General features: G+C 60.8%; 26 protein-coding genes. 14 read left to right on the top strand and 12 right to left on the bottom strand.

The window, feature by feature from the left end:
* Nucleotides 1-14 precede the first annotated feature (14 nt).
* Nucleotides 15-785, bottom strand: a complete 771-nt coding sequence (locus BBI10_RS23900; protein ID WP_065992336.1) for an alpha/beta hydrolase — start codon at nt 783-785, stop codon at nt 15-17.
* A gap of 531 nt (nt 786-1,316) precedes the next feature.
* Between BBI10_RS23900 and BBI10_RS26875 the strand changes: the two genes are divergently transcribed.
* Both BBI10_RS26875 and BBI10_RS23890 read left to right on the top strand, forming a co-directional pair.
* Nucleotides 1,317-1,496, top strand: coding sequence for a type II toxin-antitoxin system HicA family toxin (locus BBI10_RS26875; RefSeq protein WP_083233249.1), 180 nt, complete (start codon nt 1,317-1,319; stop codon nt 1,494-1,496).
* A gap of 37 nt (nt 1,497-1,533) precedes the next feature.
* Nucleotides 1,534-1,941, top strand: a complete 408-nt coding sequence (locus tag BBI10_RS23890) for a type II toxin-antitoxin system HicB family antitoxin (RefSeq protein ID WP_065992332.1) — start codon at nt 1,534-1,536, stop codon at nt 1,939-1,941.
* Nucleotides 1,942-2,045: 104 nt separating this feature from the next.
* Here BBI10_RS23890 and BBI10_RS23885 read toward each other — a convergent pair whose 3' ends face one another.
* Entirely contained in the window at nt 2,046-2,522 is a 477-nt protein-coding gene (locus BBI10_RS23885) for a hemerythrin domain-containing protein (RefSeq protein WP_065992331.1), read from the bottom strand.
* A gap of 39 nt (nt 2,523-2,561) precedes the next feature.
* Between BBI10_RS23885 and BBI10_RS28270 the strand changes: the two genes are divergently transcribed.
* On the top strand, nt 2,562-2,687 hold the full coding sequence (locus BBI10_RS28270; RefSeq protein ID WP_279615269.1) for a hypothetical protein: 126 nt from the start codon (nt 2,562-2,564) through the stop codon (nt 2,685-2,687).
* Between the two features lie 92 nt (nt 2,688-2,779).
* Here the strand turns inward: BBI10_RS28270 and BBI10_RS23880 are convergent, their stop codons facing one another.
* Entirely contained in the window at nt 2,780-2,977 is a 198-nt protein-coding gene (locus tag BBI10_RS23880; protein ID WP_065992330.1) for an SPOR domain-containing protein, read from the bottom strand.
* Between the two features lie 210 nt (nt 2,978-3,187).
* On the opposite strand from BBI10_RS23880, the gene BBI10_RS23875 reads away from it, so the two are divergent.
* Nucleotides 3,188-4,222: a DUF4917 family protein gene (locus tag BBI10_RS23875; RefSeq protein ID WP_065992328.1), complete on the top strand. Its 1,035-nt coding sequence runs from the start codon at nt 3,188-3,190 to the stop codon at nt 4,220-4,222.
* A gap of 3 nt (nt 4,223-4,225) precedes the next feature.
* On the opposite strand, the gene BBI10_RS23870 is transcribed toward BBI10_RS23875, so the two are convergent.
* Entirely contained in the window at nt 4,226-4,669 is a 444-nt protein-coding gene (locus BBI10_RS23870; RefSeq protein ID WP_065992326.1) for a DUF2442 domain-containing protein, read from the bottom strand.
* A 356-nt stretch (nt 4,670-5,025) separates the two neighbouring features.
* Entirely contained in the window at nt 5,026-5,256 is a 231-nt protein-coding gene (locus tag BBI10_RS23865) for a hypothetical protein (RefSeq protein WP_065992324.1), read from the bottom strand.
* 400 nt (nt 5,257-5,656) lie between these two features.
* Between BBI10_RS23865 and BBI10_RS23860 the strand changes: the two genes are divergently transcribed.
* Entirely contained in the window at nt 5,657-6,556 is a 900-nt protein-coding gene (locus BBI10_RS23860) for a DMT family transporter (RefSeq protein WP_065992323.1), read from the top strand.
* Here BBI10_RS23860 and BBI10_RS23855 read toward each other — a convergent pair.
* The 4 genes from BBI10_RS23855 to BBI10_RS23840 all read right to left on the bottom strand — a co-directional run bounded on the left by BBI10_RS23855 (nt 6,553) and on the right by BBI10_RS23840 (nt 9,896).
* Nucleotides 6,553-7,770, bottom strand: coding sequence for a class I SAM-dependent methyltransferase (locus BBI10_RS23855; RefSeq protein ID WP_065992322.1), 1,218 nt, complete (start codon nt 7,768-7,770; stop codon nt 6,553-6,555). The genes BBI10_RS23860 and BBI10_RS23855 overlap by 4 nt on opposite strands.
* 141 nt (nt 7,771-7,911) lie before the next feature.
* Nucleotides 7,912-8,529, bottom strand: a complete 618-nt coding sequence (locus tag BBI10_RS23850) for a TPM domain-containing protein (protein WP_065992321.1) — start codon at nt 8,527-8,529, stop codon at nt 7,912-7,914.
* Between the two features lie 27 nt (nt 8,530-8,556).
* Nucleotides 8,557-9,333, bottom strand: a complete 777-nt coding sequence (locus BBI10_RS23845) for a TPM domain-containing protein (RefSeq protein WP_065992319.1) — start codon at nt 9,331-9,333, stop codon at nt 8,557-8,559.
* The gene (locus tag BBI10_RS23840) at nt 9,333-9,896 is read right to left on the bottom strand and encodes a LemA family protein (protein ID WP_420793016.1); all 564 of its coding nucleotides are present in this window, start codon (nt 9,894-9,896) and stop codon (nt 9,333-9,335) included. Before BBI10_RS23840 ends, BBI10_RS23845 begins: the two co-directional genes overlap by 1 nt.
* Before the next feature lie 341 nt (nt 9,897-10,237).
* Here BBI10_RS23840 and bglX point away from each other — a divergent pair, with 341 nt between their 5' ends.
* The 7 genes from bglX (at nt 10,238) to BBI10_RS23805 (ending at nt 19,580) form a co-directional block, all read left to right on the top strand.
* Complete coding sequence (bglX, locus tag BBI10_RS23835; RefSeq protein WP_065992316.1) at nt 10,238-12,535, top strand: beta-glucosidase BglX; 2,298 nt, start codon at nt 10,238-10,240, stop codon at nt 12,533-12,535.
* Nucleotides 12,536-12,578: 43 nt separating this feature from the next.
* On the top strand, nt 12,579-14,342 hold the full coding sequence (locus tag BBI10_RS23830) for a sensor histidine kinase (protein WP_065992315.1): 1,764 nt from the start codon (nt 12,579-12,581) through the stop codon (nt 14,340-14,342).
* Entirely contained in the window at nt 14,336-15,682 is a 1,347-nt protein-coding gene (locus tag BBI10_RS23825) for a sigma-54-dependent transcriptional regulator (protein WP_065992313.1), read from the top strand. The genes BBI10_RS23830 and BBI10_RS23825 overlap by 7 nt, the downstream gene beginning before the upstream one ends.
* A 345-nt stretch (nt 15,683-16,027) precedes the next feature.
* Nucleotides 16,028-17,350, top strand: a complete 1,323-nt coding sequence (locus BBI10_RS23820; protein WP_065992311.1) for an MFS transporter — start codon at nt 16,028-16,030, stop codon at nt 17,348-17,350.
* 248 nt (nt 17,351-17,598) lie between these two features.
* Nucleotides 17,599-18,024, top strand: a complete 426-nt coding sequence (locus BBI10_RS26870) for a hypothetical protein (RefSeq protein ID WP_083233248.1) — start codon at nt 17,599-17,601, stop codon at nt 18,022-18,024.
* 406 nt (nt 18,025-18,430) lie between these two features.
* On the top strand, nt 18,431-18,754 hold the full coding sequence (locus tag BBI10_RS23810) for a hypothetical protein (RefSeq protein ID WP_065992303.1): 324 nt from the start codon (nt 18,431-18,433) through the stop codon (nt 18,752-18,754).
* A gap of 202 nt (nt 18,755-18,956) precedes the next feature.
* Nucleotides 18,957-19,580 (top strand): flavin reductase family protein, encoded by a 624-nt coding sequence (locus BBI10_RS23805; RefSeq protein WP_065992302.1) that lies wholly within the window; start codon nt 18,957-18,959, stop codon nt 19,578-19,580.
* Here BBI10_RS23805 and BBI10_RS23800 read toward each other — a convergent pair whose 3' ends face one another.
* Both BBI10_RS23800 and BBI10_RS23795 read right to left on the bottom strand, forming a co-directional pair.
* Nucleotides 19,581-19,820: a hypothetical protein gene (locus BBI10_RS23800; protein ID WP_065992300.1), complete on the bottom strand. Its 240-nt coding sequence runs from the start codon at nt 19,818-19,820 to the stop codon at nt 19,581-19,583.
* A 118-nt stretch (nt 19,821-19,938) separates the two neighbouring features.
* Nucleotides 19,939-20,292: an antibiotic biosynthesis monooxygenase family protein gene (locus BBI10_RS23795; protein ID WP_065992298.1), complete on the bottom strand. Its 354-nt coding sequence runs from the start codon at nt 20,290-20,292 to the stop codon at nt 19,939-19,941.
* A 369-nt stretch (nt 20,293-20,661) separates the two neighbouring features.
* On the opposite strand from BBI10_RS23795, the gene BBI10_RS23790 reads away from it, so the two are divergent.
* Entirely contained in the window at nt 20,662-21,615 is a 954-nt protein-coding gene (locus BBI10_RS23790; protein ID WP_083233247.1) for an AraC family transcriptional regulator, read from the top strand.
* Between the two features lie 26 nt (nt 21,616-21,641).
* Here BBI10_RS23790 and BBI10_RS23785 read toward each other — a convergent pair whose 3' ends face one another.
* Nucleotides 21,642-23,273: a 5-guanidino-2-oxopentanoate decarboxylase gene (locus BBI10_RS23785; RefSeq protein ID WP_065992297.1), complete on the bottom strand. Its 1,632-nt coding sequence runs from the start codon at nt 23,271-23,273 to the stop codon at nt 21,642-21,644.
* Nucleotides 23,274-23,418: 145 nt separating this feature from the next.
* Between BBI10_RS23785 and BBI10_RS23780 the strand changes: the two genes are divergently transcribed.
* Nucleotides 23,419-24,306, top strand: a complete 888-nt coding sequence (locus BBI10_RS23780) for a LysR substrate-binding domain-containing protein (RefSeq protein WP_065992296.1) — start codon at nt 23,419-23,421, stop codon at nt 24,304-24,306.
* The last annotated feature ends 101 nt before the right edge of the window (nt 24,307-24,407 follow it).

Here is a 24,407-nt window from a genome sequence, read left to right as displayed (position 1 = left end):
ATGAAGGCGACACATCACTCCGCCGCGTGAGTGGCTGCCTGTTCGATCAACGCGGCCACTTCCTGCGGACGGGACTGGTACACCGAGTGACTGGCGCCTTTGATCTCGATGGTGTGGCTGTTGGCCCGCTTGGCGTACATGCGTTCAAGGTCCGGGTTGATGATCCGGTCCGCCCCGGCCACTGCGTACCAGCTAGGTTTGGTTTTCCAGGCAGGCACCCCAGCGGGCGTGGTGAATACCGACGCAGCGGTCGGCTCCTGGGAAATGGCTTCGAACTCAGCCTGAGCCTTGTGCAGGTCAGCCGCGAAATCCGCCGGGTAGAACGCCGGGTCAAGGGACAGGAAACCGTCAGCGGTTTGCTTCACCGCCTTGGTGGCGTTAGGAAATAATTTGCCGTTCTGCGCTTCGGTTTCACCCTGATCCAGCGCGTGAGCGGCGATGTACACCAAGCCCACGACGTGCGCGTCATTGCCGACGTCCGTGATGATCGCGCCGCCATAACTGTGACCGACCAGAATCGTCGGGCCATCCTGCTGGTCAACGATGCGCTTGACCGCCGTCACGTCATCGGCGAACGACGTCAGTGGGTGTTCAGCGATCGAGACGTTGTACCCGTCCTTGCGCAGGATCTCGTAGACCGGCTTCCATCCCGAGCCGTTCACAAAGGCGCCGTGGACCAACACGATGTTCTTCACCGGGGCAGCCTGCGCCGCACTGGCAACGCCCAGCGCCAGGGCGCCCGCCGTAAAAACGCTTAGCAGCAATGACGCGTTGATTCTGTTCATGGGGTGTTTCCTCAGTGTGCATTCATGGTCGGCGATCTGCCCGGGATAGCCAAAGCCTGGCCCCGCCCTTCGTTGTGAATCATTGAATGCGCTGCACGTATCTGCAGTGTGTCGCTGAGGGGGGAGCTTTCAGTCAGCACGTATCGGCAAGGGGTCTGGATACACGGGTATACAAAGCTGGCGCTTTTTTTGTGGGACTGGCTTTAGCCGGGAAGAGGCAAGTGGGTTCGTCGTCAGTTCTGCAGCGTGCCGGCTGACGCTTTCCCCGCTAAAGCCGGTCCTACAATGAGGTCCACCGCCACTCCGCTGAATGCATGCAATCCCAATGTAGGACAGGCTTCAGCCGGGAAAAGGCCGTACCTGATTGAAACATCCGCTTTCTCATGCTCCGCCAATCTCCCAGTGCAGTGCGTCAGACTCCCTCCGCGTCTGAAATGCCAATCCACCACCCGGCGGCTCGGTAGCTAACCGCTTTGACAACAATCAACTGGTGGTTATGATAACCACCGCAGATCCGAACATGGAGGTCATGTGAATAGCCGACAGCTGATTGCTTACATTGAAGCTGATGGTTGGTATCTGGTACGGATCAAGGGCAGTCATCACCATTTCAAACACCCCACAAAAACGGGGCTGGTGACGATCCCTCATCCGAAGAAAGATCTGCTGAGCAAGCTTGTAAGCAGCGTCATGAGACAAGCTCAACTCTAACGAACGGGCTATCACTCAAGTCCGAGGAGAACACCAAGTGCTCTATCCAATCGCGATTCTTCCTGGCGATGCTCAGCACGCATGGGGTGTCGAGGTTCCAGATATCCCTGGCTGCTTCTCAGCCGGTGACGATCTGGATGACGCCATGGCCATGGCTCGTGAAGCCATTGAAAGCCATCTTGAGATCCTGGCTGAAGACGGCGCAGCCATTCCCTCAGCTCAGAAGGTGACCGTGCATCAGACCAAGGCTGACTTTGAGGGCTGCATCTGGGCGCTGGTGGACATAGACATCACCAAATACCTGGGAAAAGCTGAAAAACTCAACATTACCTTACCGGCCCACCTGATCACCCGGATCGACGAGCACGTTAAACATCATCCGGAAGTGAAAAGCCGATCAGGATTTCTGGCATCAGCCGCACTGAAAGTGCTGCAGCAGGCTTGATCGAAGCCAGGCGGCTGGAAAAAGCTCCACCCAGCTGACCGACATTAAAACCATCACCCACAAAAAAGCCCGGAAAAATCCGGGCTTGTTCATTCCATTACCGCCTACGCCGCAATGCTCGGCGACGCCATGGACTTCTTGTACTCGGCCCGCATCGCTTCCATCTGCGCGCCCAGCTCTTCCAGCTGTTTCTCGCCCAGCAACTTTTCAGCTTGCGGGAACATCTCTTCCTCTTCTTCCTCGATGTGGTGCTCCAGCAGCTCTTTGACCACTTTCACACGACCGGAGAACTCCGGGGTGGCAGGGTCAGTTTGCTTGAGGTCCGGCAGCACAAGGGCATCGACAGTGCGGTGCTCTTCCTTGGCTTCGTAGTACATGATGTCCTGCTCTTTACCGCCCGCCTCTTTGAAAGCCGGATAAAGAATTTCTTCTTCGATCTTGGTGTGGATGGTGATTTCCATTTCCAGCTTGGCCAGCAAGTCCGTGCGCTTTTTAACACCGCGCTCAGTGGACTCACTCAGTTGGGTCAAGATGGCCTTTACGCGTTCATGGTCGGCTTTCAACAGTTCGATGGCGTTCATACAGATTTCCTCTAGATCACGGTAGGCGGGTCGATCTAAGTGCCGACCCTGCTGGTTCGTGATGAGTGTTGCATCGAGCGTGCCGAAAAAGCGGAGTATCAAAAAGCGCAAAGAATCAAACAGTTAGCAAAAGACGTGAAATACGGAATCGTGCAGCCTGCATGAAACTTCGCGAACGGATAGTGCAGTTCACGAGTTGCCATCCGCCTGATTGAGCTCCGGCAAAGCCAGAGCTCAACTAGCGATAAACAGCGTTATTAGTGCGCTTTAGTCGCAGGTGCCAACGCCGTTCGCTCTTGATAAGCCGGCAAGGAGGCCGCGAACGCCATGGCTTCTTCGCGAGTGGAGAACGAGCCTAGTCGGTCGTGATGGGTGCAGACCCGCCAAGGACCGTTGTTCACGTTGATCACATCGTAGCCGTTGAAATGCGTCTTGCTGAGCATTGCGGTATGCATGGCGATCTCCCCTCATTCAAGAGAGTGTTGTGGGTTGTCGGATAAAACCTTACACCCGCCATTCACTCTATAGACGTTACCGAGACCAGCGGTGCCCTGCCAAGAATGCTCGAAGCCGGGATGCTGCGTTGACAACGCCGACCTGGGTTTCTATAAGTCCCCTCCGTTCTGGCGTCCGGTCAGTACCTGCTCACCTGAAAGCGAAGCGAGATGATGGAATTCACGGATTTTGATGCCGAACTGGCCGACTGGAACACCCTGCAAGCCGCCACTCCCTGCTCGGGACTGCTGCTGGGCAACGGCGCCAGTCTTGCCGTATGGAAGAACTTCGCCTATGACTCGCTGTTCGAGCTGGCGCAGACCACGCGCAACAAACCCCTGAGCGCCACCGAGCTGGCGCTGTTCAAATCCATGGAAACGGAAAATTTCGAGCCGGTGCTCAGCGGCTTGAAAGTCGCCATGCGGGTCAATGCGGCGCTGACGATTGGTTCGTCATCGCCACGCAACCGCTATTTTGCGATCAAGGAAGCCCTGATTCACGGCATCCGCTCGGCGCATATCCCGTGGCGGCTGATGGAAGCGGCCACCATCGCCAGGATCAGCGACGCCCTGAGCCGCTACCAGACGGTGTATTCCACCAACTACGACCTGCTGGCGTACTGGGCGGCGATGCATGGCGCGCAGCCATTCGATGATCTGTTCGACGACGATGCGATGTTCAACCTGCACCGCACCGACAGCCACGCCACCCGCGTCTTGTATCTGCACGGCGGCATGCACCTGGTGAAGAATTTCGACGGTACGGCGCGCAAGCTGATGTCCTCGGAAAGCACGCTGCTGGGCAGTTTCGCGATCAACGCGCTGGAGGATGTGCCGCTGTTTGTCTGCGAGGGCCGCAGCGACGAAAAGATGAAGATCATTCGCGGCTCGGACTATCTGTCGTTTTGCCACGCCCAACTGGCGCAGCATCAGGGCGCGCTGTGCGTCTTCGGCCACTCGCTGGGCAAGCAGGATCGACACATCCTGAACGCCATTCTCCAGGCCCGCCCCAAATCCATCGCCATCTCGGTGCTGCCGCGCAGTGACGCCTTCATCCAGCACCAGAAACGCCGCTACAGCGAACTGTTTGAAGGGCAGAACATCGAGCTGACATTTTTCAACGCCACCACCCACCCGCTGGGCGATCCGACACTGGCCGTGCCGGTGGCGCGATTGAAGGAAGCGCTGGAGTTGAAGAAGAGCTGAGGGTTAGCGCGGTGAATGCTCATATTCCCAACCCCGACAGGCCAAAGCTACGTGCTTGGGGATAAGTGCAGCACCGCTGCTATAAGCAGTAATGGTTCGACGCGTAAAGCCCAGCTCGATGGCCGCTGCCGAGAGCGAAAGGTTGTTCTTTGCCATCCACTGTTTGAAGTCCCGCGTCGGCATGACTTCACCGGCCAGCTCCAGCGCGAGCCGGTGAAGCGTCGACGCAGACAGCTCGATGTCATTGCCCCACGACACGTCGAACCCCCAATCACCCAAAGTCACTTGGCCGAATAGCGTTTCATCCTTCAGCGGCGTCAGCGCTTCAAATTGGTCGATGTAGGCGGATAAATCTACGGTATGACGCTTGCCGTTGTTCCAGTCGAGTATCAATGAGCGGCTGTTCGCGACAGGTTGCGCAGCGGCGATGCGTAATTTGCTGGTCATGTCTCAAGTCCTCCGATTCTGCTCATACCAGATCCGCCATAAGTCGCGGGTATGACTCCTGGCCCACTGCAGCGCTTCTTTCAGCGCCTTCCCCTCAGCGCCCTTGCCTAAGACCCTTAAGCCATCAATTTGCACGAGCGACTCCCCGCCAGGGTCTGGACGTGGAAATGGGGTGGGGCGTGGTCGTCCGGATAGATTTTGATCTTCCAGTTGCGATTGTTATGTACGGTAGCCATGGCGGGATACTAGAGAAATTTTTTCCCCAGGACAAACTCTGCACGGAAAAACAAGAACCGGACCTTTCAGGTCCGGTCCTCCAGCCGCTTACCGCTTCCAATCTTCCCAGCCGCTGCCCTTTATTCGTTACCTTCCGACAACGACCCCACCACCACTGCCCCACCCTGGGTCTGTTTATTGATGCTGGTGGCGACCGATTCGGTGGTCAGGCGCATGCTGCTGAGAGCGGCGAGTCGGTCGCTGCTCGTCGTGTGCACGACGCTGCCCGACCATTGAGCGGCCACCGTCGCCAGCCATGCGAAAAGGAATACCACGACACCCTGCAACGCCCATTTTCCGATAACCGACACGATGGTTCTCCTGGCTGAATTCGACGGCATCAATTTGACCTTCTAACTGTTGCAGCAACATTGCATTCAACTTCTGCACCAACATTTAGAGCGATTCAGTCCGCAGCCGCAAAATCCTCGAAAACGGCATTTCCCCCCTCACGTCCCCGTCCATGATTCCCGGCTAAAGCTGGTCCGACTGCACCGCAATTCAAATGTAGGACCGGCTTCAGCCGGTCGGACTGCACCGCGATTCAAATGTAGGACCGGCTTCAGCCGGGAAGAGGCCGATTTGAGCGCCGGAGGATTAACGGGTGAAGTGTACGGACGATTCCGCACGCAGCTGTAAAGGGCCACCACTCAGGTTCTGTGGCTGAATACCCGTGCGTTTCGCACCCACAAGAACAAGGCAAGACCTTCTATGTCCTCTCGTGAAAACACCGGCATGGTCCTCGGACTGATCGGCGTGGTGATCTTCAGTCTGACGCTGCCCATGACCCGCATCGTGGTGCAGGAAATCCATCCCTTGCTCAACGGGCTGGGCCGCGCCTTGTTTGCGGCGGTGCCGGCGGCGGCGTTGCTGCTCTGGCGCAGAGAAAAATGGCCGACCCGCGCGCAGTTCAAGGCGCTCATGGTCGTGGCGTTGGGAGTGATCGTCGGGTTCCCGGTGCTCTCGGCCTGGGCCATGAAAACCCTGCCGGCCTCCCACGGCGCACTGGTCAATGGCCTGCAACCGCTGCTGGTCGCCATCTACGCCGCATGGCTTTCCCATGAACGACCGTCGAAAGCCTTCTGGGCCTGCGCGGCCATGGGCAGCGTTCTGGTGCTGGGTTACGCGCTGATCAGCGGCGCCGGCAATCTTCAGGCCGGTGATGTGCTGATGGTCGCCGCAGTGGCGATCGGCGGGCTGGGTTATGCCGAAGGTGGCCGTCTGGCCAAGGAGATGGGGGGCTGGCAGGTCATCTGCTGGGCGCTGGTCATTTCGATCCCGGTATTGATCGTGCCCGTCAGCTATCTGGCGTGGCAGCACCAGGGCCCGATTTCTCCCGGCACCTGGTGGGCCTTCGGGTACGTGTCGCTGTTCTCGCAATTCATCGGATTCTTCGCCTGGTACGCCGGGCTGGCCATGGGCGGCATCGCGCGGGTCAGCCAGATTCAGCTGGTGCAGCTGTTCTTCACCATGGCCTTTTCGGCGCTGTTTTTCGGTGAGCACATTGATCCGACGACCTGGATCTTCGCCGCCGGTGTCGTGGTCACGCTGGCCATCGGGCGCAAAACGGCGGTGATTGCATCCAAACCCGTGGCCGTCGCTCGCGTTTAGCCGAGCAGACCGTCGGCCTGGAGCAAGCGCTCCAGGCACTGTTCCTGAATACCGTAGAACACTTTCAGCTCCTGGATCTTTGCCAGCAATTCAGCAGGGTCCGCCGGGGTGGCGCGCTTGACCGCCAGGATCATCTTGTTCTTGTTGGTGTGCTCCAGCGAGATGAACTCGAAGACCTTGGTTTCATAACCGCAGGCCTCCAGCAGCAACGCGCGCAAAGCATCGGTGACCATCTCGGCCTGCTGGCCCATGTGCAAACCGTATTGCAGCATTGGCTTGAGCAGGGTCGGGCTCTGGATCTGCAGGCGGATCTGTTTGTGGCAGCACGGCGAGCACATGATGATCGAGGCGCCCGAGCGGATGCCGGTGTGAATCGCGTAGTCCGTGGCGATGTCGCAGGCGTGCAAGGCAATCATCACGTCCAGTTCGCTGGGCGCCACCGAACGCACGTCACCGCACTTGAACACCAGACCCGGATGCTCCAGGTGCGCGGCAGCGTTGTTGCACAGCGTGACCATGTCCTCGCGCAACTCGACGCCGGTGACGTTGCCTTCGGCCTGCAAGGTGTTGCGCAGGTAATCGTGGATGGCGAAGGTCAGATAACCCTTCCCCGAGCCGAAATCCGCGACCGTCACCGGCTTGTCCAGCTTGATCGGCGACGTCGCCAGGGCGTGGGAGAACACCTCGATGAACTTGTTGATCTGCTTCCACTTGCGCGACATGGCCGGGATCAGCTCGTGCTGCTTGTTGGTCACGCCCAGGTCGGTCAGGAACGGCCGGCTGAGTTCCAGGTAGCGTTTCTTCTCGCGGTCATGCTCGGCCGTCGGGGCTTCGCGTTCCTGCTGGGCCTTGTTGCGGAACAGCGTGCTCTTGCCCTTCTTGCTGAACTCCAGCTGCACTTCATCGGTGAGCGACAGCAGATGAGCGTTCTTGAAGGACTCGGGCAGCAGGCTGGCGATCAGCGTCTGCGCTTCGGCGAGGGGGTGATTTTTGGTGATGTCGCGGGTCTTGTAGCGATAGACGAAGGACAGGCAAGGCTGATCCTTGACCGTGACGGGCTTGATGATGACCCGCTGCAACTCCGCTTCACTTCCGACGTACTTGGCCAGCACCAGTTTGATCAGCGAATTTTGCGTCAGGCAGGTGTCCAGCAGACTCAGGAACTGAGCGCGGTGGTCCTGCGCAGGAACGGTGGCGGGTGCGGTAACGGACATCGGAAAGCGCCTCGGGAGCAGAAATGCGAGGCGCTATTTTAGGCGGGTCGTAAGCAGTAGGTGCAATTAAATGACGCGGAGCATCGGAAGACGCATTCCCACGCGGGGCGCGGGAACGATCGTGTCGGCAGCCGTGAGGCCCTACTCCAACACCACCAACCGGTTTGGCTGCTCGTTGCGCGCCTGGGTCACGGGCACCTGCTCGCTCAGCACGTCGCCGCACGAACGAATGCACCCTACGAAACCTTCCAGAATCCGGCCGTCCTTCACCTGCCGGGTAAAGGTCTCGACCATCGCGCGCCAGACTTCGTTGTCCACACGTCGCGCGATACCGTCGTCGACGATGATCTCGACATAACGCTCGGCCTCGCTGACGAAAATCAGCACGCCGGTGCCATTGGCGGTGGCATGAAGATTCTGTTCGAGAAACTGCCGACGGGCGAGATTACCCGCCCGCCAATGCCGCACGCGAATAGGCACCAGCCGCGTGGTGATGCCCGGCAAGCGGCACACCAGCGCTACCACGATGAAGGTGACAACCTGGACCAGCAGCAGGTGATTGGCACTGAGCCAGCCGGTCAGCAGGTTGATCAACCCCGGCACCAGCAGCGCGACGACCCCGGCCCAGATGAGCGGCACGTAGGTGTAGTCATCAGCGCTGGTCGCCAGCACCGTCACCAGTTCTGCGTCGGTCTGACGCTCGACGGTTTCGATGGCGTGGGCAACCCGCTGCTGTTCGTCTTTATTGAGCAATGTCATGCAAGCAAACCCTTCCTGAGCGAACGACTACCAGCCACCGGAGGCACCGCCCCCGCCAAATCCACCACCGCCACCGCGCATACCGCCGGAGCCCGACCCTCCGGAACCAAAGCCGCCTGAGCCGCCAGAACCGAAGCCGCCAAAGCCACCGCCCCCGGAGCCGATGGACCTGCCCCGCCCGGACCGTGCGCTGATGTAACTGATGACCACGAACAGCACCAGAAACAGCAGGGTCACTTTCCAGTCGACGCCTTGGTCCTCACTCGCCGCAGCACTGCCAGTGGCGCCGACAGCCGGCTCGGCGAGGGGATCGCCGCCGAGCACCTGAACCATCGCCTCGGCACCTTTGCTGATGCCACCAACGAAATCGCCCTGCCGGAACGCCGGCGTGATGATCTGATTGATGATCACCGAGGACTGCGCATCCGTCAGACGATCTTCCAGGCCGTAACCCACTTCGATGCGCACCTTGCGCTCGTCGCGGGCGACCACCAACAAGGCGCCGTTGTCTTTGCCCTTCTGCCCGATGCCCCAGTGACGACCCAGCTGATAGCCGTAGTCCTCAATGCTTGAGCCCTGTAAGTCAGGCAACGTGACCACCACCACTTGCTCGGTGGTCAGTTCTTCGTGCGCGCGCAGCATCTGTTCGAGATGCTCTTTGCTCGGGCCGTCGATCATCCCGGCGGCGTCGACAACGCGCCCGGTCAGCGGCGGAAACGTGAGGTCGGCTTGAGCCCATTGGGCAAACATACCCACCGACATCGCCAGTAACGCGACCAGCACTCCCCGGCGCGCGCGTCCCATCAGAACTTCACTTGCGGCGCTTTGTCAGCGTCAGCGGCGGTGGCTTCGAAGTTCGGACGCACCGGCAGATCGCTGTACATCACCGTATGCCACAGACGGCCCGGGAAGGTGCGGATCTCGGTGTTGTAACGCTCGACCGCCGTGATGAAATCGCGACGGGCCACCGCAATGCGGTTTTCCGTGCCTTCAAGCTGAGATTGCAGCGCCAGGAAGTTCTGGTTGGATTTGAGGTCCGGATAGCGCTCCGAAACCACCATCAAGCGGCTCAATGCGCCGGTCAGCTGACCTTGCGCGTCCTGGAACTGCTTGAGTTTGGCCGGATCGTTCAGGGTGCTGGCGTCTACCTGAATCGACGTCGCCTTGGCCCGCGCTTCGATGACTGCGGTCAGGGTGTCCTGCTCTTGTTTGGCGTAGCCCTTCACCGTTTCCACCAGGTTGGGGATCAGGTCGGCGCGGCGTTGATACTGGTTCTGCACCTGTGCCCAGGCGGCCTTGACCTGCTCGTCGTAGGTCGGAATGTTGTTGATCCCGCAGCCGGACAACAGGGTCGTCAGCAGCATCATCAAGGCCAGTGACAATTTGTAACGACTGCCCCGGCTGTGGTCATAACGCTCTGTTTGCATGGCGTGCGTGCTCCCTGTACTCATCAATAATTAGTCCTGTCAGTCATGACTTTAGCCAAACCGGACGATCCCCGGCATAATCCCGCCCCATCGCGTTGTCAGGGCTCTGGATTGCCGGGCCACAATCAGATAAAACTCGTTGCGCTACTGATGCTCATATGAGGCAGGAGTTCAGCGACGTTGCCGTCCTGACGACAATAAAAACCAAAGGTTAGACACCTATAACAATGGCTGACCGGTATTACGCGCGAGTTGCCGGCGACGCCTTGAGAAAACCATTCATGAATAAGCTGTGTTTCCTGAGTCTCGTCATCGGCCTGGTCAGTCAGTCCGCCTGGGCCGAAAACGCCACCACCGGCGTCGGCACCGCTTCCACGCTGCAAGCCAAGAATGCATTCATCGCCAACCTGATGAAGCAAATGACCCTAGACGAGAAGATCGGTCAACTGCGCCTGATCAGCATCGGTCCGGAAATGCCCAAGCCGGAAATTCTCAAGGAAATCACCGCCGGCCGCATCGGCGGCACGTTCAACTCCGTCGTGCTGCCGGACAACCGCGCCATGCAGGACGCCGCCGGGCACAGCCGCAACAAGATTCCGATGTTTTTCGCCTACGACGTCGTCCACGGCCAGCGCACGGTGTTCCCGATCAGCCTGGGCCTCGCGTCGACCTGGGACATGAACGCCATCACCCGCACCGGTCGCGTGTCGGCGATCGAAGCGGCGGCCGACGGCGTGGACATGACCTTCGCGCCCATGGTCGACATTACCCGCGACGCACGCTGGGGCCGCAGCTCCGAAGGCTTCGGCGAGGACACCTATCTGGTGTCGCGCATCTCCGCCACCATGACCCGTGCGTTTCAGGGCACCAGCATGCAGGCGCCCAACAGCATCATGGCGGTGGTCAAACACTTCGCCCTGTATGGCGCGGTCGAGGGCGGTCGCGATTACAACACCGTCGACATGAGCCCGGTGCGCATGCAGCAGGACTACCTGCCGCCCTATCGCGCGTCGATTGATGCTGGCGCAGGGGGCGTGATGATCGCGCTCAATTCCATCAACGGCGTGCCTTCCACCTCCAACGCCTGGCTGCTGCAGGACGTGCTGCGCAGGGACTGGGGCTTCAAAGGCGTGACCGTCAGCGACCACGGCGCGATCAAGGAATTGATCGACCACGGCGTAGCCAAGGACTTCCGCGAAGCCGCCAAGCTGGCGATCAAGGCCGGCGTCGACCTGAGCATGAACGACAAAGCCTATGGCGAAGAGCTGCCGGGGCTGGTGAAGAGCGGCGAAGTGTCGGAGAAAGAAGTCGACAATGCCGTGCGAGAAGTGCTCGGCGCCAAGTGGGAAATGGGCCTGTTCGCCAACCCGTACCTGCGCATCGGTGCGGCAGTGGATGACCCCGCAGACCGTAATGCCGAAAACCGTTTGCACCGTGCCGAAGCCCGCGACGTCGCGCGCAAGAGCATCGTGCTGCTGAAGAACCAGAACGACACCCTGCCGCTGAAGAAGCAAGGCACCATCGCCGTGATCGGCCCGCTGGCCAAGAGCTCGATGGACATGCTGGGCAGCTGGTCGGCGGCCGGTCTGGCGCGTCAGACCGTCAATGCCTACGACGGCATTGCGGCGGCGGTCGGCGACAAGGCCAAGCTGATTTATGCACTGGGCTCCAACGTCACCGACAATCAGCACGCCATTACCTACCTGAACAAAATGGACGACCAGATCGCCATCGATCCGCGTCCGGAACAGGAAATGATCGACGAAGCCGTCAAGGCCGCGCAGCAGGCTGACGTCGTGGTGGCAGTGGTCGGTGAGTCACGCAACATGTCCCACGAAGCCGCGAGCCGTGTCGACCTGGTGATCCCCGGCCGTCAACGGGAGCTGATACGCGCGCTCAAAGCCACGGGCAAGCCGCTGGTGCTGGTGTTGATGAACGGCCGGCCGCTGGCGCTGGGCGAAGAAAACGAGCTGGCCGACGCCATGGTGGAGAGCTGGTTCCTCGGCACCGAGGGCGGCAATGCTCTGGCTGACGTGTTGTTCGGCGACTACAACCCGTCCGGCAAACTGCCGATGACCTTCCCCCGCTCCGTGGGTCAGGTGCCGGCCTACTACAATCACCTGAACACCGGTCGTCCCTACCGCCCGAATGATTCGAACTACACCTCGAACTATTTCGAAGAGCCGACCAGCCCGCTGTTCCCGTTCGGTTACGGCCTGAGCTACACCCAGTTCAGCGTCTCGGACATCACCCTGTCGATCAACAAGATGACCCGCAAGGACAAGTTGACCGCCAGCGTCATGGTCAAGAACACCGGCAAGGTCGCCGGTGAGACCGTGGTCCAGCTGTACCTGCGCGACGTCGCCGCGTCGATCAGCCGCCCGGTGAAAGAGCTGAAGAACTTTCAGAAGGTCATGCTGAACCCCGGCGAAGAGAAATCCGTGAGCTTCACCCTGACCGAAGAAGACTTGAAGTTCTTCAACCCGTCGCTGAAGTACGCGGCCGAGGCGGGCGAGTTCAAGCTGATGATCGGCCTGGATTCGGAGAACGTGAAAGAGACGACGTTTAACTTGCTGTAAGGCAGGAATCCGGGGCGAATGCGCCAGCCACTGAAAGGAGGTCATGCCCATGCCCCGTTCCGTCCGCCTTGTGCTCTACGTCTTGCTGATCCTCGCCGGTGCCGCCATCGCGGCGACGCTGGCGATGCATCAGGCTCAGCGGCATGCGCTGGAAGGTGACGCTGAACAATCCAGGGATCGTCTGGCGCTCTACGCCAATACGCTGCAAACCCTGATCGAGCGCTACCGGGCACTGCCGGCCGTTCTGGCCCTTGATCCGCAACTGCGGGCGGCGCTGAGCGGACCGGTCAGCGCCGACACCACCCAGGCGCTCAATCTCAAACTGGAGCAGATCAACGGCGCTGCCCAGTCCTCCACCCTCGAACTGCTCGACCGCAACGGCCTTGCCGTCGGCGCCAGCAACTGGCGTCTGCCGAGCAGCTATGTGGGTCACAACTACGGCTTCCGCCCCTACTTCACGCAAACCCGCGCCAACGGCGTCGGGCGCTTTTATGCCGTCGGCGTGACCAGCGGCATCCCGGGTTACTTCCTGTCGAACGCGGTGCGTGACGAGGCCGGGCAGTTCATCGGGGCCATGGTGGTCAAGCTGGAGTTTCCGGACCTGGAACACACCTGGGCGCAAAACGATGACCTGCTGCTGGTCAGTGACGCCAAGGGCATCGTCTTCATTGCCAATCAGCCGGGCTGGCGCTATCGGGCTCTGCGACCGCTGAACGAGCAAGAGCGCGCCGAACTGGCGAGCACGCGTCAGTACGACAAGCAACCGTTGACGCCCTTGCATCAGGAGCCGCTGCTTGCGTTCGGCGAGAACAGCCACCTCAGCCGCGTTGACGCCCCCAACGAGCAGGCGGATTTCTTGTGGCAGTCGATGCCGCTGCCGACCGAGGGCTGGACGCTGCACCTGCTGCGTAAACCGCAGCCCGCCAGCGAAGACGCGCGCAATGCAGGTCTGGCGGCGGCAGGCATCTGGCTGACCCTGGTGTTCCTCGGGCTGTTTTTGTATCAACGCTGGCGCCTTGCCCGGGTGCGCCAGCGCAGTCGCGAAGAGCTTGAGCGTCTGGTGGAAGAGCGCACGCGCGACCTGCACACCGCGCAGGACGGTCTGGTGCAGTCGACCAAGCTGGCGGCGCTCGGCCAGATGTCCGCCGCCCTCGCCCACGAAATCAACCAGCCGCTGACGGCGCAGCGCATGCAGCTCGCGACCCTGCGTTTGTTGCTGGAGCATGGCCGTGTCGACGATGCGTACAAGGCGTTGAGCCTGCTGGATCAGCAGCTGACGCGCATGGCCGCGCTCACCGGCCACCTGAAAACCTTCGCCCGTAAAAGCCCCAGCGGCCTGCGCGAGCGCCTTGATCTGGCCACCGTGGTCGATCAGGCGCTGCTGTTGCTGGATGCGCGGATTCGCGAAGAGCGCGTCAGCTGCGTGCTCGACCTCACGCGTCCGGCCTGGGTGCGCGGTGACGCGATTCGGCTGGAACAGGTGCTGATCAATCTGATGCGCAACGCCTTGGACGCGATGGGCGATAAACCGCTCAGGCGTCTGGAAATCCGCATCGATGCACAGGGCGAGCACTGGTGCGTTTCCGTCATCGACAGTGGCGGCGGGATTGCCGAAGAACACGTGGCTAACGTATTCGATCCGTTTTTCACCACCAAACCGGTGGGCGATGGCCTGGGGCTGGGGCTCGCGGTTTCGTTCGCCATCGTGCATGAACTGGGCGGCCGGCTCAGCGCCGAAAACATTAATAACGGCGCGCGGTTTTTCTTCTGTTTGACCCAGGCCCCGGAGGCCGACGCCCCATGCTGAACTCGGTAATCGTGGTGGACGACGAAGCGCCCATCCGGGAAGCGGTGGAGCAATGGCTCTCGCTGTCCGGTTTCGAGGTGCGCCTGTTCAGCCGTGCCGAGGAATGCCTGGCGCAAGTGCCCGAGCACTTTCCCGGCGTGATCCTCAGCGATGTGCGCATGCCCGGCATGGATGGTTTGCAGTTGCTGGCCGAGTTGCAACGGCGGGACCGCGATTTGCCGGTGATCTTGCTGACTGGCCACGGTGACGTGCCCATGGCCGTGGACGCCATGCGCGACGGCGCCTATGACTTTCTCGAAAAGCCGTTCACCCCTGAAACCCTGCTCGGAAGCCTGCGGCGGGCACTGGAGAAACGCGCGCTGGTGCTGGAAAACCGCGCGCTGCATGAACGGGCGGATAACCGCTCGCGGCTCGATGCCACGCTGCTGGGGATGTCGCCGACGATGCAGACAGTGCGGCGGCAGGTCCTGGACCTCTCGCAACTGCCGGTTAATGTGCTGATTCGCGGCGAGACCGGCAGTGGCAAGGAAATGGTCGCGCGTTGCCTCCATGACTTCGGTCCGCGGGCAGACAAGCCGTTCGTTGCGGTCAACTGCGCGGCGATCCCGGAGCAGTTGTTCGAAGCCGAGCTGTTCGGCCACGAAAGCGGCGCGTTCACCGGCGCCCAGGGCAAGCGGATCGGCAAACTGGAGTACGCCCACGGCGGCACGGTCTTCCTCGACGAAATCGAAAGCATGCCGCTGGCGCAGCAGGTCAAGCTGCTGCGGGTGATCCAGGAGCGGCGGATCGAGCGACTGGGTTCGAACCAGAGCATCGACATTGATGTGCGCATCATTGCCGCGACCAAGCCCGATCTGCTGGACGAAGCCAGGGCCGGGCGTTTCCGCGAAGACCTGGCCTATCGGCTGAACATCGCGGAATTGCGCCTGCCGCCCTTGCGCGAGCGGCGAGAAGACATCCCGATGCTGTTCAGCCATTTCTCGCGGAATGCGGCGGAGCGCCTCGGCCGCGACGCGCCGGTATTGAGCGCGGAACAACTGAGCCATCTGCTCAGCCACGACTGGCCAGGAAACGTGCGCGAGCTGGCGAACGCGGCCGAGCGCCAGGTGCTGGGGCTGGACGGTCCCGCTGCGCAAGAGAACCCGATGGGGCAATCGCTGGTGGTGCAGCAGGAAGCGTTCGAAGCGCACTGCATTCGCTCGGCGTTGCGACGGCATAGGGGCGACATCAAAGCGGTCATGCACGAACTGCAACTGCCCCGCCGTACGCTGAATGAAAAAATGCAGCGACACGGGTTGGTGCGCGAGGACTTTCTAGCGGGAGACAGTCCTACAGGATGATCGCAGTGTCAGTAGGACCGGCTTCAGCCAGGAAGAGGCTCTTGAGTACACCATCACTTCTGCGGTGTGACTTCCGACGCTTTCCCGGCTAAAGCCAGTCCCACCAAGCGCACGCGGCGATTCCGTGGTACCGGCTTCAGCCGGGAAGAGACTTCGATCCTGTCAGATCGGGGAATGAGCGGATTTTCGCTCATGGGTTTCAGACATCAAGCGGATTTCCGCTTACCCTGACCGCGACAACCCCTCTACTCCGGGCCTTTCAGCCGTTGGCACAGCTCCTGCTATCACTGTCGTCAGACCGCCTCGATGCGTTCCTTCTAACAACAATGACTTGCAGGAAATCCCATGGCCATCCCCAATTCTGCCTCCCACGGAACGGCTGCCACGCCAGCCGCCGAAAAAACCACCGGAAGTCGCCTGAAATCCATTTTCAGCGGTTCGGTCGGCAACATGGTCGAGTGGTACGACTGGTACGTCTACGCCGCCTTCTCCCTCTACTTCGCCAAAGTCTTCTTCCCCAAGGGCGACACCACCGCCCAATTGCTCAATACCGCCGCGATCTTTGCCGTGGGCTTCCTGATGCGCCCCATCGGCGGCTGGCTCATGGGCCTCTACGCAGACCGCAAAGGCCGCAAGGCCGCGCTGATGGCGTCGGTGCTGCTGATGTGTTTCGGTTCGCTGATCATCGCCCTCACCCCTGGCTATGAAACCATCGGCGTTGGCGCCCCGATCATGCTGGTGTTCGCCCGCCTGCTACAGGGCCTGTCGGTAGGTGGCGAGTACGGCACCTCGGCGACGTATCTCAGCGAGATGGCGACCAAAGAACGCCGGGGCTTTTTCTCCAGCTTCCAGTACGTGACGCTGATCTCCGGCCAGCTCATCGCGCTGGCGGTGCTGATTGTGCTGCAACAGACGCTGACCACTGAACAGCTGCACGCATGGGGCTGGCGCATCCCGTTCGCCATTGGTGCATTGTGCGCGGTGGTGGCGCTGTTCCTGCGTCGCGGGATGGAAGAAACCGAGTCGTTCAACCGCAAGAAGGACAAACCCAAAGAAAGCCTCATGCGCACCCTGATGCGCCATCCCAAGGAGCTGATGACCGTCGTCGGCCTGACCATGGGCGGCACGCTGGCGTTCTACACCTACACCACCTACATGCAGAAGTACCTGGTGAACACGGTGGGCATGAGCATCACCGATTCGACGACGATTTCCGCCGCTACGCTGTTCCTGTTCATGCTGTTGCAACCGGTGATCGGCGCGCTGTCTGACAAGATTGGCCGTCGCCCGATCCTGATTGCCTTTGGCGTGCTGGGCACCTTGTGTACCGTGCCGATCCTCACCACCCTGCACACCATCCAGAGCTGGTGGGGCGCGTTCTTCCTGATCATGGCCGCGCTGATCATCGTCAGCGGCTATACGTCGATCAACGCCGTGGTGAAAGCCGAACTGTTCCCGACCGAAATCCGCGCCCTGGGCGTCGGCCTGCCGTACGCACTGACGGTGTCGATCTTCGGCGGCACAGCCGAATACATCGCGCTGTGGTTCAAGAGCATTGGCATGGAAACCGGCTACTACTGGTACGTCACCGCCTGCATCGCAGTGTCGCTGCTGGTGTATGTGTTCATGAAAGACACCCGCAAGCATTCGCGGATCGAGACTGACTGACCTGAAACGGCGCTGGCTAGCCGCTTCGACCAGCGCTTGAAGGCAGCAAAACGAGGGCAGCTCACGCACATGAGCTGCCCTTTTGCATTCGCAGAAGCCGCTAAGTGCATGAATAACGATCGCTTTTCGCAGTATCAATTTCAGCGATGATCGCTACTAATGCGATTGACTTCTTAATAATGTTGAGGCGAGTAAAGTTCACTCCATACCGAGTTACCCACTCATTAAATCGATCTGGAGCAACTACCATGAAAACTAACAAACTGATCTTCGGCCTCGCTTTCTCCCTTCTTGCCAGCAGCGCATTTGCACTTCCCGTTGTTGATGCCCAGCACGCAGTTAATACTGCGGTCGTTGCAGAAAACGGCTCGTCCCACACTAATATTGGTCGTGTCGCTGCTGACGGTTCGGACCATGTAGGTGCCAACCGCCTCGCTTCTGACGGCGCTGACCGTGTAGGTAACAACCGCCAGGCCGCTGATGGTTCGGATCACGTTGGTGCCAACCGCCTCGCTGCTGACGGCGCTGACCGTGTGGGTAACAACCGCCAGGCCGCTGATGGTTCGGATCACGTTGGTGCCAACCGCCTCGCTGCTGACGGCGCTGATCGTGTCGGTGCCAATCGCCAGGCAGCTGACGGCTCGGACCATGTTGGTGCAAATCGCCTGAGCTGATTCGCCCTGTCGTTCTCCCAGCCCGGCTTTATGCCGGGCTTAATTTTTTCCGCACGTGGAAACCTGAAACCCTCGGTTTGACTGGTCTCCTGACAGATGTGGGTCAGCAGCGAATCGCGTATCCATCTCGTTTTCTTTAGCTGGCATGCCCGATCCCCTCCCGCTGCGCACCGACCTACCAAATAACAGCCACCCGAGTCAACAGGCAAATTCGCCTTCGCCGGTGAAAATTGCTCCATTCCAGCGCAAATGTCTCGCCGACGCTTTAAAACCGGGCGCTCCAGCCCACTATCATTTTTAGCGATGGTCGATAGCAACAGCGTTAACTTCAACTTAATCGGCACGCGCGTAACATTGGCTCCATTCCCAAGTTGAAAACATTATTGAACTTACTGGAGCAACACTCATGAAAACGTCGAATATTATTTTTGGTATTAGTTTGTCCATTCTGGCATCGAGCGCATTCGCTCTGCCTGTTTCCGAACAGCACTCTGCATTTAACGGCACTGTTGTCGCAGAAGGCGGTTCTTCCCACACCAATGCGTCGCACACCGGTTCGTATCGTCAGGCTTCCGATGGTTCCGATCACGTTGGTGCCAATCGCCTCGCCGCCGACGGCGCTGACCGCGTAGGTAACAACCGCCAGGCTGCCGATGGCGCTGACCATATCGGTGCAAACCGTCTGGCCGCTGACGGCGCCGATCGCGTCGGTGCCAATCGCGCCAGCTAAGCGTTATCCGCACCATGCCCACCGCTTCATGTTCCACCTCCTGAACTCCCTTTGTAGCCCGACACTTGTCGGGCTTTTTTTTTGCGCGGGGTTCGGAGGTCGCTGGAATCCTCATCCAATGCCTTGCACTATGTCGGCCTGCATTCCGTGAACGCACTCACCGTGGCCGGCACGCCCGCACCCCCACATTCAGGAACACACCATGTCAGACGATATTCATTTCTACGAACCGTCCAAAGGTCATGGACTGCCCCACGACCCGTTCAACGCTATCGTGGGCCCACGTCCGATCGGCTGGATCTCGTCCCAGGACGCAGAGGGAAAGCTGAACCTGGCGCCCTACAGCTTCTTCAACGCCTTCAACTATGTACCGCCCATCATCGGGTTCTGCAGCATCGGTCGCAAAGACAGCCTGAACAACATCGAACAGACCGGCGAGTTCGTCTGGAACCTCGCCACGCGCAGCCTGGCCGAGCAGATGAACATGAGTTGCGCGGCAGTGCCGGCAGACGTGAGTGAGTTCGAGCTGGCGGGCCTTACCGCAGAACCGTCGCGCATCGTTGCCGTGCCGAGGGTCAAGGAGACGCCGGTTTCGTTCGAATGCAAAGTCACGCAGATCATCCAGCTGCAACGCGCCGACAAGGAAGTGGTGCCGAGCTGGCTGATTCTGGGGGAAGTGGTGGCGGTGCATATCGCCAAGCGGCTGCTGAAGGAAGGTGTGTATGACACCGCAGCCGGCGAGCCCATCCTGCGCGGCGGCGGCCCGGCTGACTATTTCCAGCTGAGCGCAGAGTCGCTGTTCAAGATGTACCGGCCGAACGTCTGATCAATCCTGGGCGAACACCAGCTCGCCCTCTTGGGTGACGTCGGCGAGCCGCTCCAGCTCTTTTACGGCGGCGTCGTCAGCGGCGAGCGCGGTTGGGAATTTCTGTTCGGCGAGGACGCGATGAAAGGTTGGCGCCCCGCCCATGACCCGAGCCTTGACGGCGATCGCGGCACTGTAGCCGTCGTCACCGGGGACCGCTGCCGAAACGGCCTCGTGATGCTGGAATTCTTTGCGTGCCATGGTCCGACGTCCTGCCTGGAAAAATGAAGGCAGGATTTTAAACGCAGGCGCTCGAACACCTGAAAGGTTTTCTTCGCAGGCCTTATCGGCTGCAACCGAGCAATAGCACCGAAACCTGTTAGCCCGCCAAGCGAGCACCTATAGGGACATCAACCGTCTGTGCCTGAGCCGTCGATACCGTGGCGAAGGTTTGAAAGTCGAGGCTCGCCACCAGCAACTCGGTCACCAGTTCGGAAAACAGGTTGAGCTCAGGCGCGGCGAACCAGTCGTTCATTGCGGAGGGGTCGGCCCAGGAGCCGGTAATGACCCAGAGGTCGTCGTCGGTCATGGATTTCTGCAGCGCGAAGTGCAGGCAACCCGACGCGGCAGCGGACGGGTTGATCAGGCTGCTCAAGCGGGCGCCCAGCTGCGCACTGTGTCCGGGCCGGGCGCGGACGGAGACCCAATGGCTCACGACTGACGTATTTAGCATGCTCTGCGCTCCTTCTCTTTACGTGCTTGGCTTAAGCAGGCGTGCCGCGATTCGGGATCTGGCATCCGTGGAACAGGCGGCGGCGGGAAGTGAAGGTTAGGGGCAGACGCGCACCCTGCGGTAGCCAATTACTGCGCGGTTATTGCCTGATTCTGCGCTGGCAGGTTCATAGTGACGGCCGCTCTCGTCGCTGGGTCGCGTGATGCCTGTGGACTTTCGAGCAACGATCCCGGGCGAACAGGGCCCGTTCATGGCAACGCAACACATCGGCAACAGAATCAGGCAAGCATTCGGCAGGATTCGCCTAACGCTTGCGCTTGCCCAAAAATAAGCTGTGCTGCATCAACGCCCTGTCCAGAGGAACTCCCCATGTCGTTATCCGCTTTTGCGCCGTCCGCTCCGGATGCTCGACCTGTTGCCGAGCTGAGCGCGCAGATGACGCAACAGCGCGCCGAGCTGGCAGATCTGATCCGCCGGCATGCCCCCGTCGACGGCAGTTTCCAGACGGTGATCAAACCGTTGTTCATGGTGCGGCACGATCGCCCGTCGCAATCGGTGCCGGGGCTGGTGCAGCCGGCGCTGTGCATCATGGCTCAGGGCCGCAAGGACGTGACGCTGGGCGGCGAGCTGTACACCTACGACCCGCTCAACTACCTGGTGCTGTCAGTGGCGCTGCCCATCAGCGGCAAGGTGATTTACGCGACCCCGGAAGAGCCGCATCTGGCCTTGCGCCTGGAAATCGATCCGGTGGAAATCAACGCGCTGATCGCCGAAGCAGGGCCGATGAGCGTACCGACGCGTCACAGCGGGCGCGGCATGTACGTCGAGCGGATCGACGCTCAGCTGCTCGACGCTGTCATCCGCCTGATCCGTCTGCTGGACACGCCAAAAGACATTCCCATGCTCGCCCCGCTGATCAATCGGGAGATCCTTTATCGACTCCTGCGTGGGAGCGAAGGGCATCGGCTGTATGAAATCGCCATCTCCAACTGCCAGACCCATCGCGTCACCCAGGCGATCAAGTGGCTCAACGACCATTTCCAGGAGCCGCTGCGCATTGAAGATCTGGCGAGAGAGGTGAACCTGAGCGTCTCGACGCTGCACCACCGTTTCAAGTCCGTCACCGCCATGAGCCCGCTGCAATACCAGAAGCAACTGCGTCTGCAGGAGGCCCGACGGTTGATGCTGGCGGACGGCCTGGAAGCGTCCGCCGCCGGTTACCGGGTCGGCTATGAAAGCGCCTCGCAGTTCAGCCGCGAATACAGCCGCCTGTTCGGCGCGCCACCACTGCGGGACCTGGCGCGCCTGCGCAGCACGGTTTGAACGCGCCGCTCAGTCGAAGTAAGACGTCAGCCGATGCTGCTCATCCAGCGCTTCTGGTCGATCTCGATCAACGTCGGGCCGTCACGCTGGCTGGCTGAGTTGAGGGCCGTGGTCAGTTGCTCAACGCTGCCAACCGCCTCCGCGGCGCATCCCAGTGCTGTGGCGACGCCGATGAAATCGGGCGTGTAGATGTCGACACCGATGGGCTCGATGGCGCGGTTGACCATGTACTTCTTGATCTCATCGTAACCCTGGTTATTCCACAGCAGCACCACGATGGGCGTTCGCGCTTCCACCGCACTCGCCAGTTCGGACAAGGTGAACTGCAGGCCGCCGTCGCCAATCAGGCACACGACAGGATTGGACTCTCCGGCGTCGCGACTGCCCAGCCACGCCCCCACGGCGGCGGGCAAGGCGTAGCCCAGGGTTCCGTAACCGGTGGAGGAATTGAACCAGCGGCGAGGCTTGTCGAGGTCCAGGGTCAGGTTGCCGGTGTAGACGGGCTGGGTGGAGTCGCCCACGATCACGGCTTCCGGCAATACTTCAAGCACCGTTTGCAAGAACAGCGTCTGCCCACGGGTGGCATCGTCCCAGTTCGCCTCAAGACTCGTTTTCAGCGCGGCAACCCGCGCAGCGCCCCAGTCTTGGCTGCGTGGCGCCAGCAATTCGCCGGCCAGCGCGTCCACCAAGGCTTCAGCGGCGTGTTGAGCGTCGGAGACCAGCGCAACCGTTGGCGGAAAGTTGCGCACAGTCTGATCGGGGTCGATGTCGATGCGCAGCAACGCGCCCGGAATTTTGAAGTGGCCCTGAAAGGTAATGTCGTAATCGGTCTCGGCCAGTTCAGTACCGATGGCCAGCACCACGTCGGCGTTTTCAATGACCTCACGGGTGGCATCGAGGGACTGCGTCGAACCTATCAGCAGCGGGTGAGCGCCCGGCAGCATGCCTTTGGCGTTGATGGTCAGCGCGACCGGCGCGCCGAGCCGTTCGGCCAGACGCGTCAATGCCGGGGCGGCGTCAATGGCGCCGCCTCCCGCAAGAATCAGAGGCCGTTGCGCCGTGGCGAGCAGATTCGCCATGTGCCGGATCGCAGCGGGTGCCGGTCCGGCGCGGCTTACCGAGACCGGCTGGCTGTGCAGCAGGGCGTCGGCATTTTCCACCAGCACATCCAGCGGAATCTCGATATGCACCGGACGCGGCCGCGCTGCTTGAAACACCGCAAACGCCCGGGCCAGCACCGACGGCAACTCGGCCGCTGACATCAGCGTATGAGAAAACGCCGCGACGCCCGCGACCAGCGCACTCTGGGACGGCAGTTCATGCAGCTTGCCGCGACCGCCGCCCAACTGACTGCGCGACTGCACGCTGGAAATCACCAGCATCGGGATCGAGTCCCCATAGGCCTGGCCCATCGCGGTGCTGATATTGGTCATGCCGGGGCCGGTAATGATGAAGCACACGCCCGGCTTGCCTCGCGTGCGCGCATATCCATCGGCCATGAAGCCTGCGCCCTGTTCATGGCGCGGGGTGATGTGGGTGATCGACGAACCGGCCAGCCCTCGGTACAGCTCAACCGTGTGCACCCCTGGAATCCCGAACACCCGCTCGACCCCGTAGCCTTCCAGCAACCTGACCAGCACTTCCCCGCACGTCGCCATGTGTCTGCCCCTTTCGTATGCCTGTCGCAACGCCGCCCGCAATGTGCCAGGCTCGATAGGCGACTATTGAAGCTGCGGGCCGTATCGACCACAACGCATAAAATGTCATGCTTAGCCATGTCCTCAGCTCATGGCTAACCCGCCGATGAAACGCCTTCCTCCCCTGCCCGCGCTGCATACGTTCCTGATCACGGCGAAGTGCTGCAATTTCACCCGGGCTGCGGAGGCGCTGCACCTCACTCAGGGCGCCGTCAGCCGGCAGATCGCCGGGCTGGAAGCTCACTTGGGCTATCGCCTGTTCAATCGTCAGGCCCGTGGCTTGAGCCTGACCGCCCAGGGCCGCGAGCTGCTGCCGCGCATTGAGCAAGTGTTCAGCCTGATCGAGGCGGCGGTGGATCAAGTCGATGCCAGACCGAGGGCGCTGCAAATCAAGGCACCGACCTGCATCAGCCGCTGGTTGTTACCGCGCCTGATGCAGTGGCAGAAAGAACGGCCTGATGTGCCGGTGCAACTGACCACGACGAGCGCGCACACGGTGGATTTTAGGCGTGAGGATTTCGATGCCGCCGTGGTGTTCGGCGCGAAACCGGTTGATTCCAGTCACGTGCAGCACCTGTTAGACGAACAACTGACGCCGGTGTGCTCGCCGTCCCTGGCGTCCAGCAATCCCCTCGCCCGCGCCGCCGATCTGGAACGGCACATGCTCCTGCACCCCACCCTCGACGAGCGTGACTGGACGCTGTGGCTGAAGGCCGCCGGAGCGGAGCTGAGCCATGTCGAGCACGGTCAGCACTTCGACACGATGGACCTGGCGATGACGGTCGCCTCACAAGGGACGGGGGTTGCCATTGGCGACTGGTCGCTGATCGGCGAAGACCTGAGCGCGGGGCGCCTGGTCATGCCGTTCGAACTAAAAGTCCGGACCGGCGCGGCGTATTACTTCGTGCACCCCAAAGGCGCCAGCGTTCCTTCCCCACTGCAGGATCTGCTGGACTGGCTGTCGCTGCAGGCGGCTGAGCGGCGCATCGGCTGAGCGGCGCAATGCTGGCTCTTCATCAACGGCCCGGCTGATACAAACATTCAATCCCCATCGCCCGGTCCACTCGCCGATAGCGACCTACACTGACAGTGTCC

It is taken from the genome of Pseudomonas graminis, assembly GCF_001705435.1.
GTDB lineage: Bacteria > Pseudomonadota > Gammaproteobacteria > Pseudomonadales > Pseudomonadaceae > Aquipseudomonas > Aquipseudomonas graminis_B.
The sequence above is the reverse complement of the archived record's forward strand: the minus strand, read 5'-3'. Positions and strand labels throughout refer to the sequence as shown.

Excerpts from the sequence above, each read along its gene's own strand:
- BBI10_RS23900 (WP_065992336.1), bottom strand. The coding sequence starts at position 785 with ATGAACAGAATCAACGCGTCATTGCTGCTAAGCGTTTTTACGGCGGGC.
- BBI10_RS23885 (WP_065992331.1), bottom strand. The coding sequence starts at position 2,522 with ATGAACGCCATCGAACTGTTGAAAGCCGACCATGAACGCGTAAAGGCC.
- BBI10_RS23880 (WP_065992330.1), bottom strand. The coding sequence starts at position 2,977 with ATGCATACCGCAATGCTCAGCAAGACGCATTTCAACGGCTACGATGTG.
- BBI10_RS23875 (WP_065992328.1), top strand. The coding sequence starts at position 3,188 with ATGATGGAATTCACGGATTTTGATGCCGAACTGGCCGACTGGAACACC.
- BBI10_RS23870 (WP_065992326.1), bottom strand. The coding sequence starts at position 4,669 with ATGACCAGCAAATTACGCATCGCCGCTGCGCAACCTGTCGCGAACAGC.
- BBI10_RS23860 (WP_065992323.1), top strand. The coding sequence starts at position 5,657 with ATGTCCTCTCGTGAAAACACCGGCATGGTCCTCGGACTGATCGGCGTG.
- BBI10_RS23855 (WP_065992322.1), bottom strand. The coding sequence starts at position 7,770 with ATGTCCGTTACCGCACCCGCCACCGTTCCTGCGCAGGACCACCGCGCT.
- BBI10_RS23850 (WP_065992321.1), bottom strand. The coding sequence starts at position 8,529 with ATGACATTGCTCAATAAAGACGAACAGCAGCGGGTTGCCCACGCCATC.
- BBI10_RS23845 (WP_065992319.1), bottom strand. The coding sequence starts at position 9,333 with ATGGGACGCGCGCGCCGGGGAGTGCTGGTCGCGTTACTGGCGATGTCG.
- BBI10_RS23840 (WP_420793016.1), bottom strand. The coding sequence starts at position 9,896 with ATGATGCTGCTGACGACCCTGTTGTCCGGCTGCGGGATCAACAACATT.
- bglX (WP_065992316.1), top strand. The coding sequence starts at position 10,238 with ATGAATAAGCTGTGTTTCCTGAGTCTCGTCATCGGCCTGGTCAGTCAG.
- BBI10_RS23830 (WP_065992315.1), top strand. The coding sequence starts at position 12,579 with ATGCCCATGCCCCGTTCCGTCCGCCTTGTGCTCTACGTCTTGCTGATC.
- BBI10_RS23825 (WP_065992313.1), top strand. The coding sequence starts at position 14,336 with ATGCTGAACTCGGTAATCGTGGTGGACGACGAAGCGCCCATCCGGGAA.
- BBI10_RS23820 (WP_065992311.1), top strand. The coding sequence starts at position 16,028 with ATGGCCATCCCCAATTCTGCCTCCCACGGAACGGCTGCCACGCCAGCC.
- BBI10_RS26870 (WP_083233248.1), top strand. The coding sequence starts at position 17,599 with ATGAAAACTAACAAACTGATCTTCGGCCTCGCTTTCTCCCTTCTTGCC.
- BBI10_RS23810 (WP_065992303.1), top strand. The coding sequence starts at position 18,431 with ATGAAAACGTCGAATATTATTTTTGGTATTAGTTTGTCCATTCTGGCA.
- BBI10_RS23805 (WP_065992302.1), top strand. The coding sequence starts at position 18,957 with ATGTCAGACGATATTCATTTCTACGAACCGTCCAAAGGTCATGGACTG.
- BBI10_RS23800 (WP_065992300.1), bottom strand. The coding sequence starts at position 19,820 with ATGGCACGCAAAGAATTCCAGCATCACGAGGCCGTTTCGGCAGCGGTC.
- BBI10_RS23795 (WP_065992298.1), bottom strand. The coding sequence starts at position 20,292 with ATGCTAAATACGTCAGTCGTGAGCCATTGGGTCTCCGTCCGCGCCCGG.
- BBI10_RS23790 (WP_083233247.1), top strand. The coding sequence starts at position 20,662 with ATGTCGTTATCCGCTTTTGCGCCGTCCGCTCCGGATGCTCGACCTGTT.
- BBI10_RS23785 (WP_065992297.1), bottom strand. The coding sequence starts at position 23,273 with ATGGCGACGTGCGGGGAAGTGCTGGTCAGGTTGCTGGAAGGCTACGGG.
- BBI10_RS23780 (WP_065992296.1), top strand. The coding sequence starts at position 23,419 with ATGAAACGCCTTCCTCCCCTGCCCGCGCTGCATACGTTCCTGATCACG.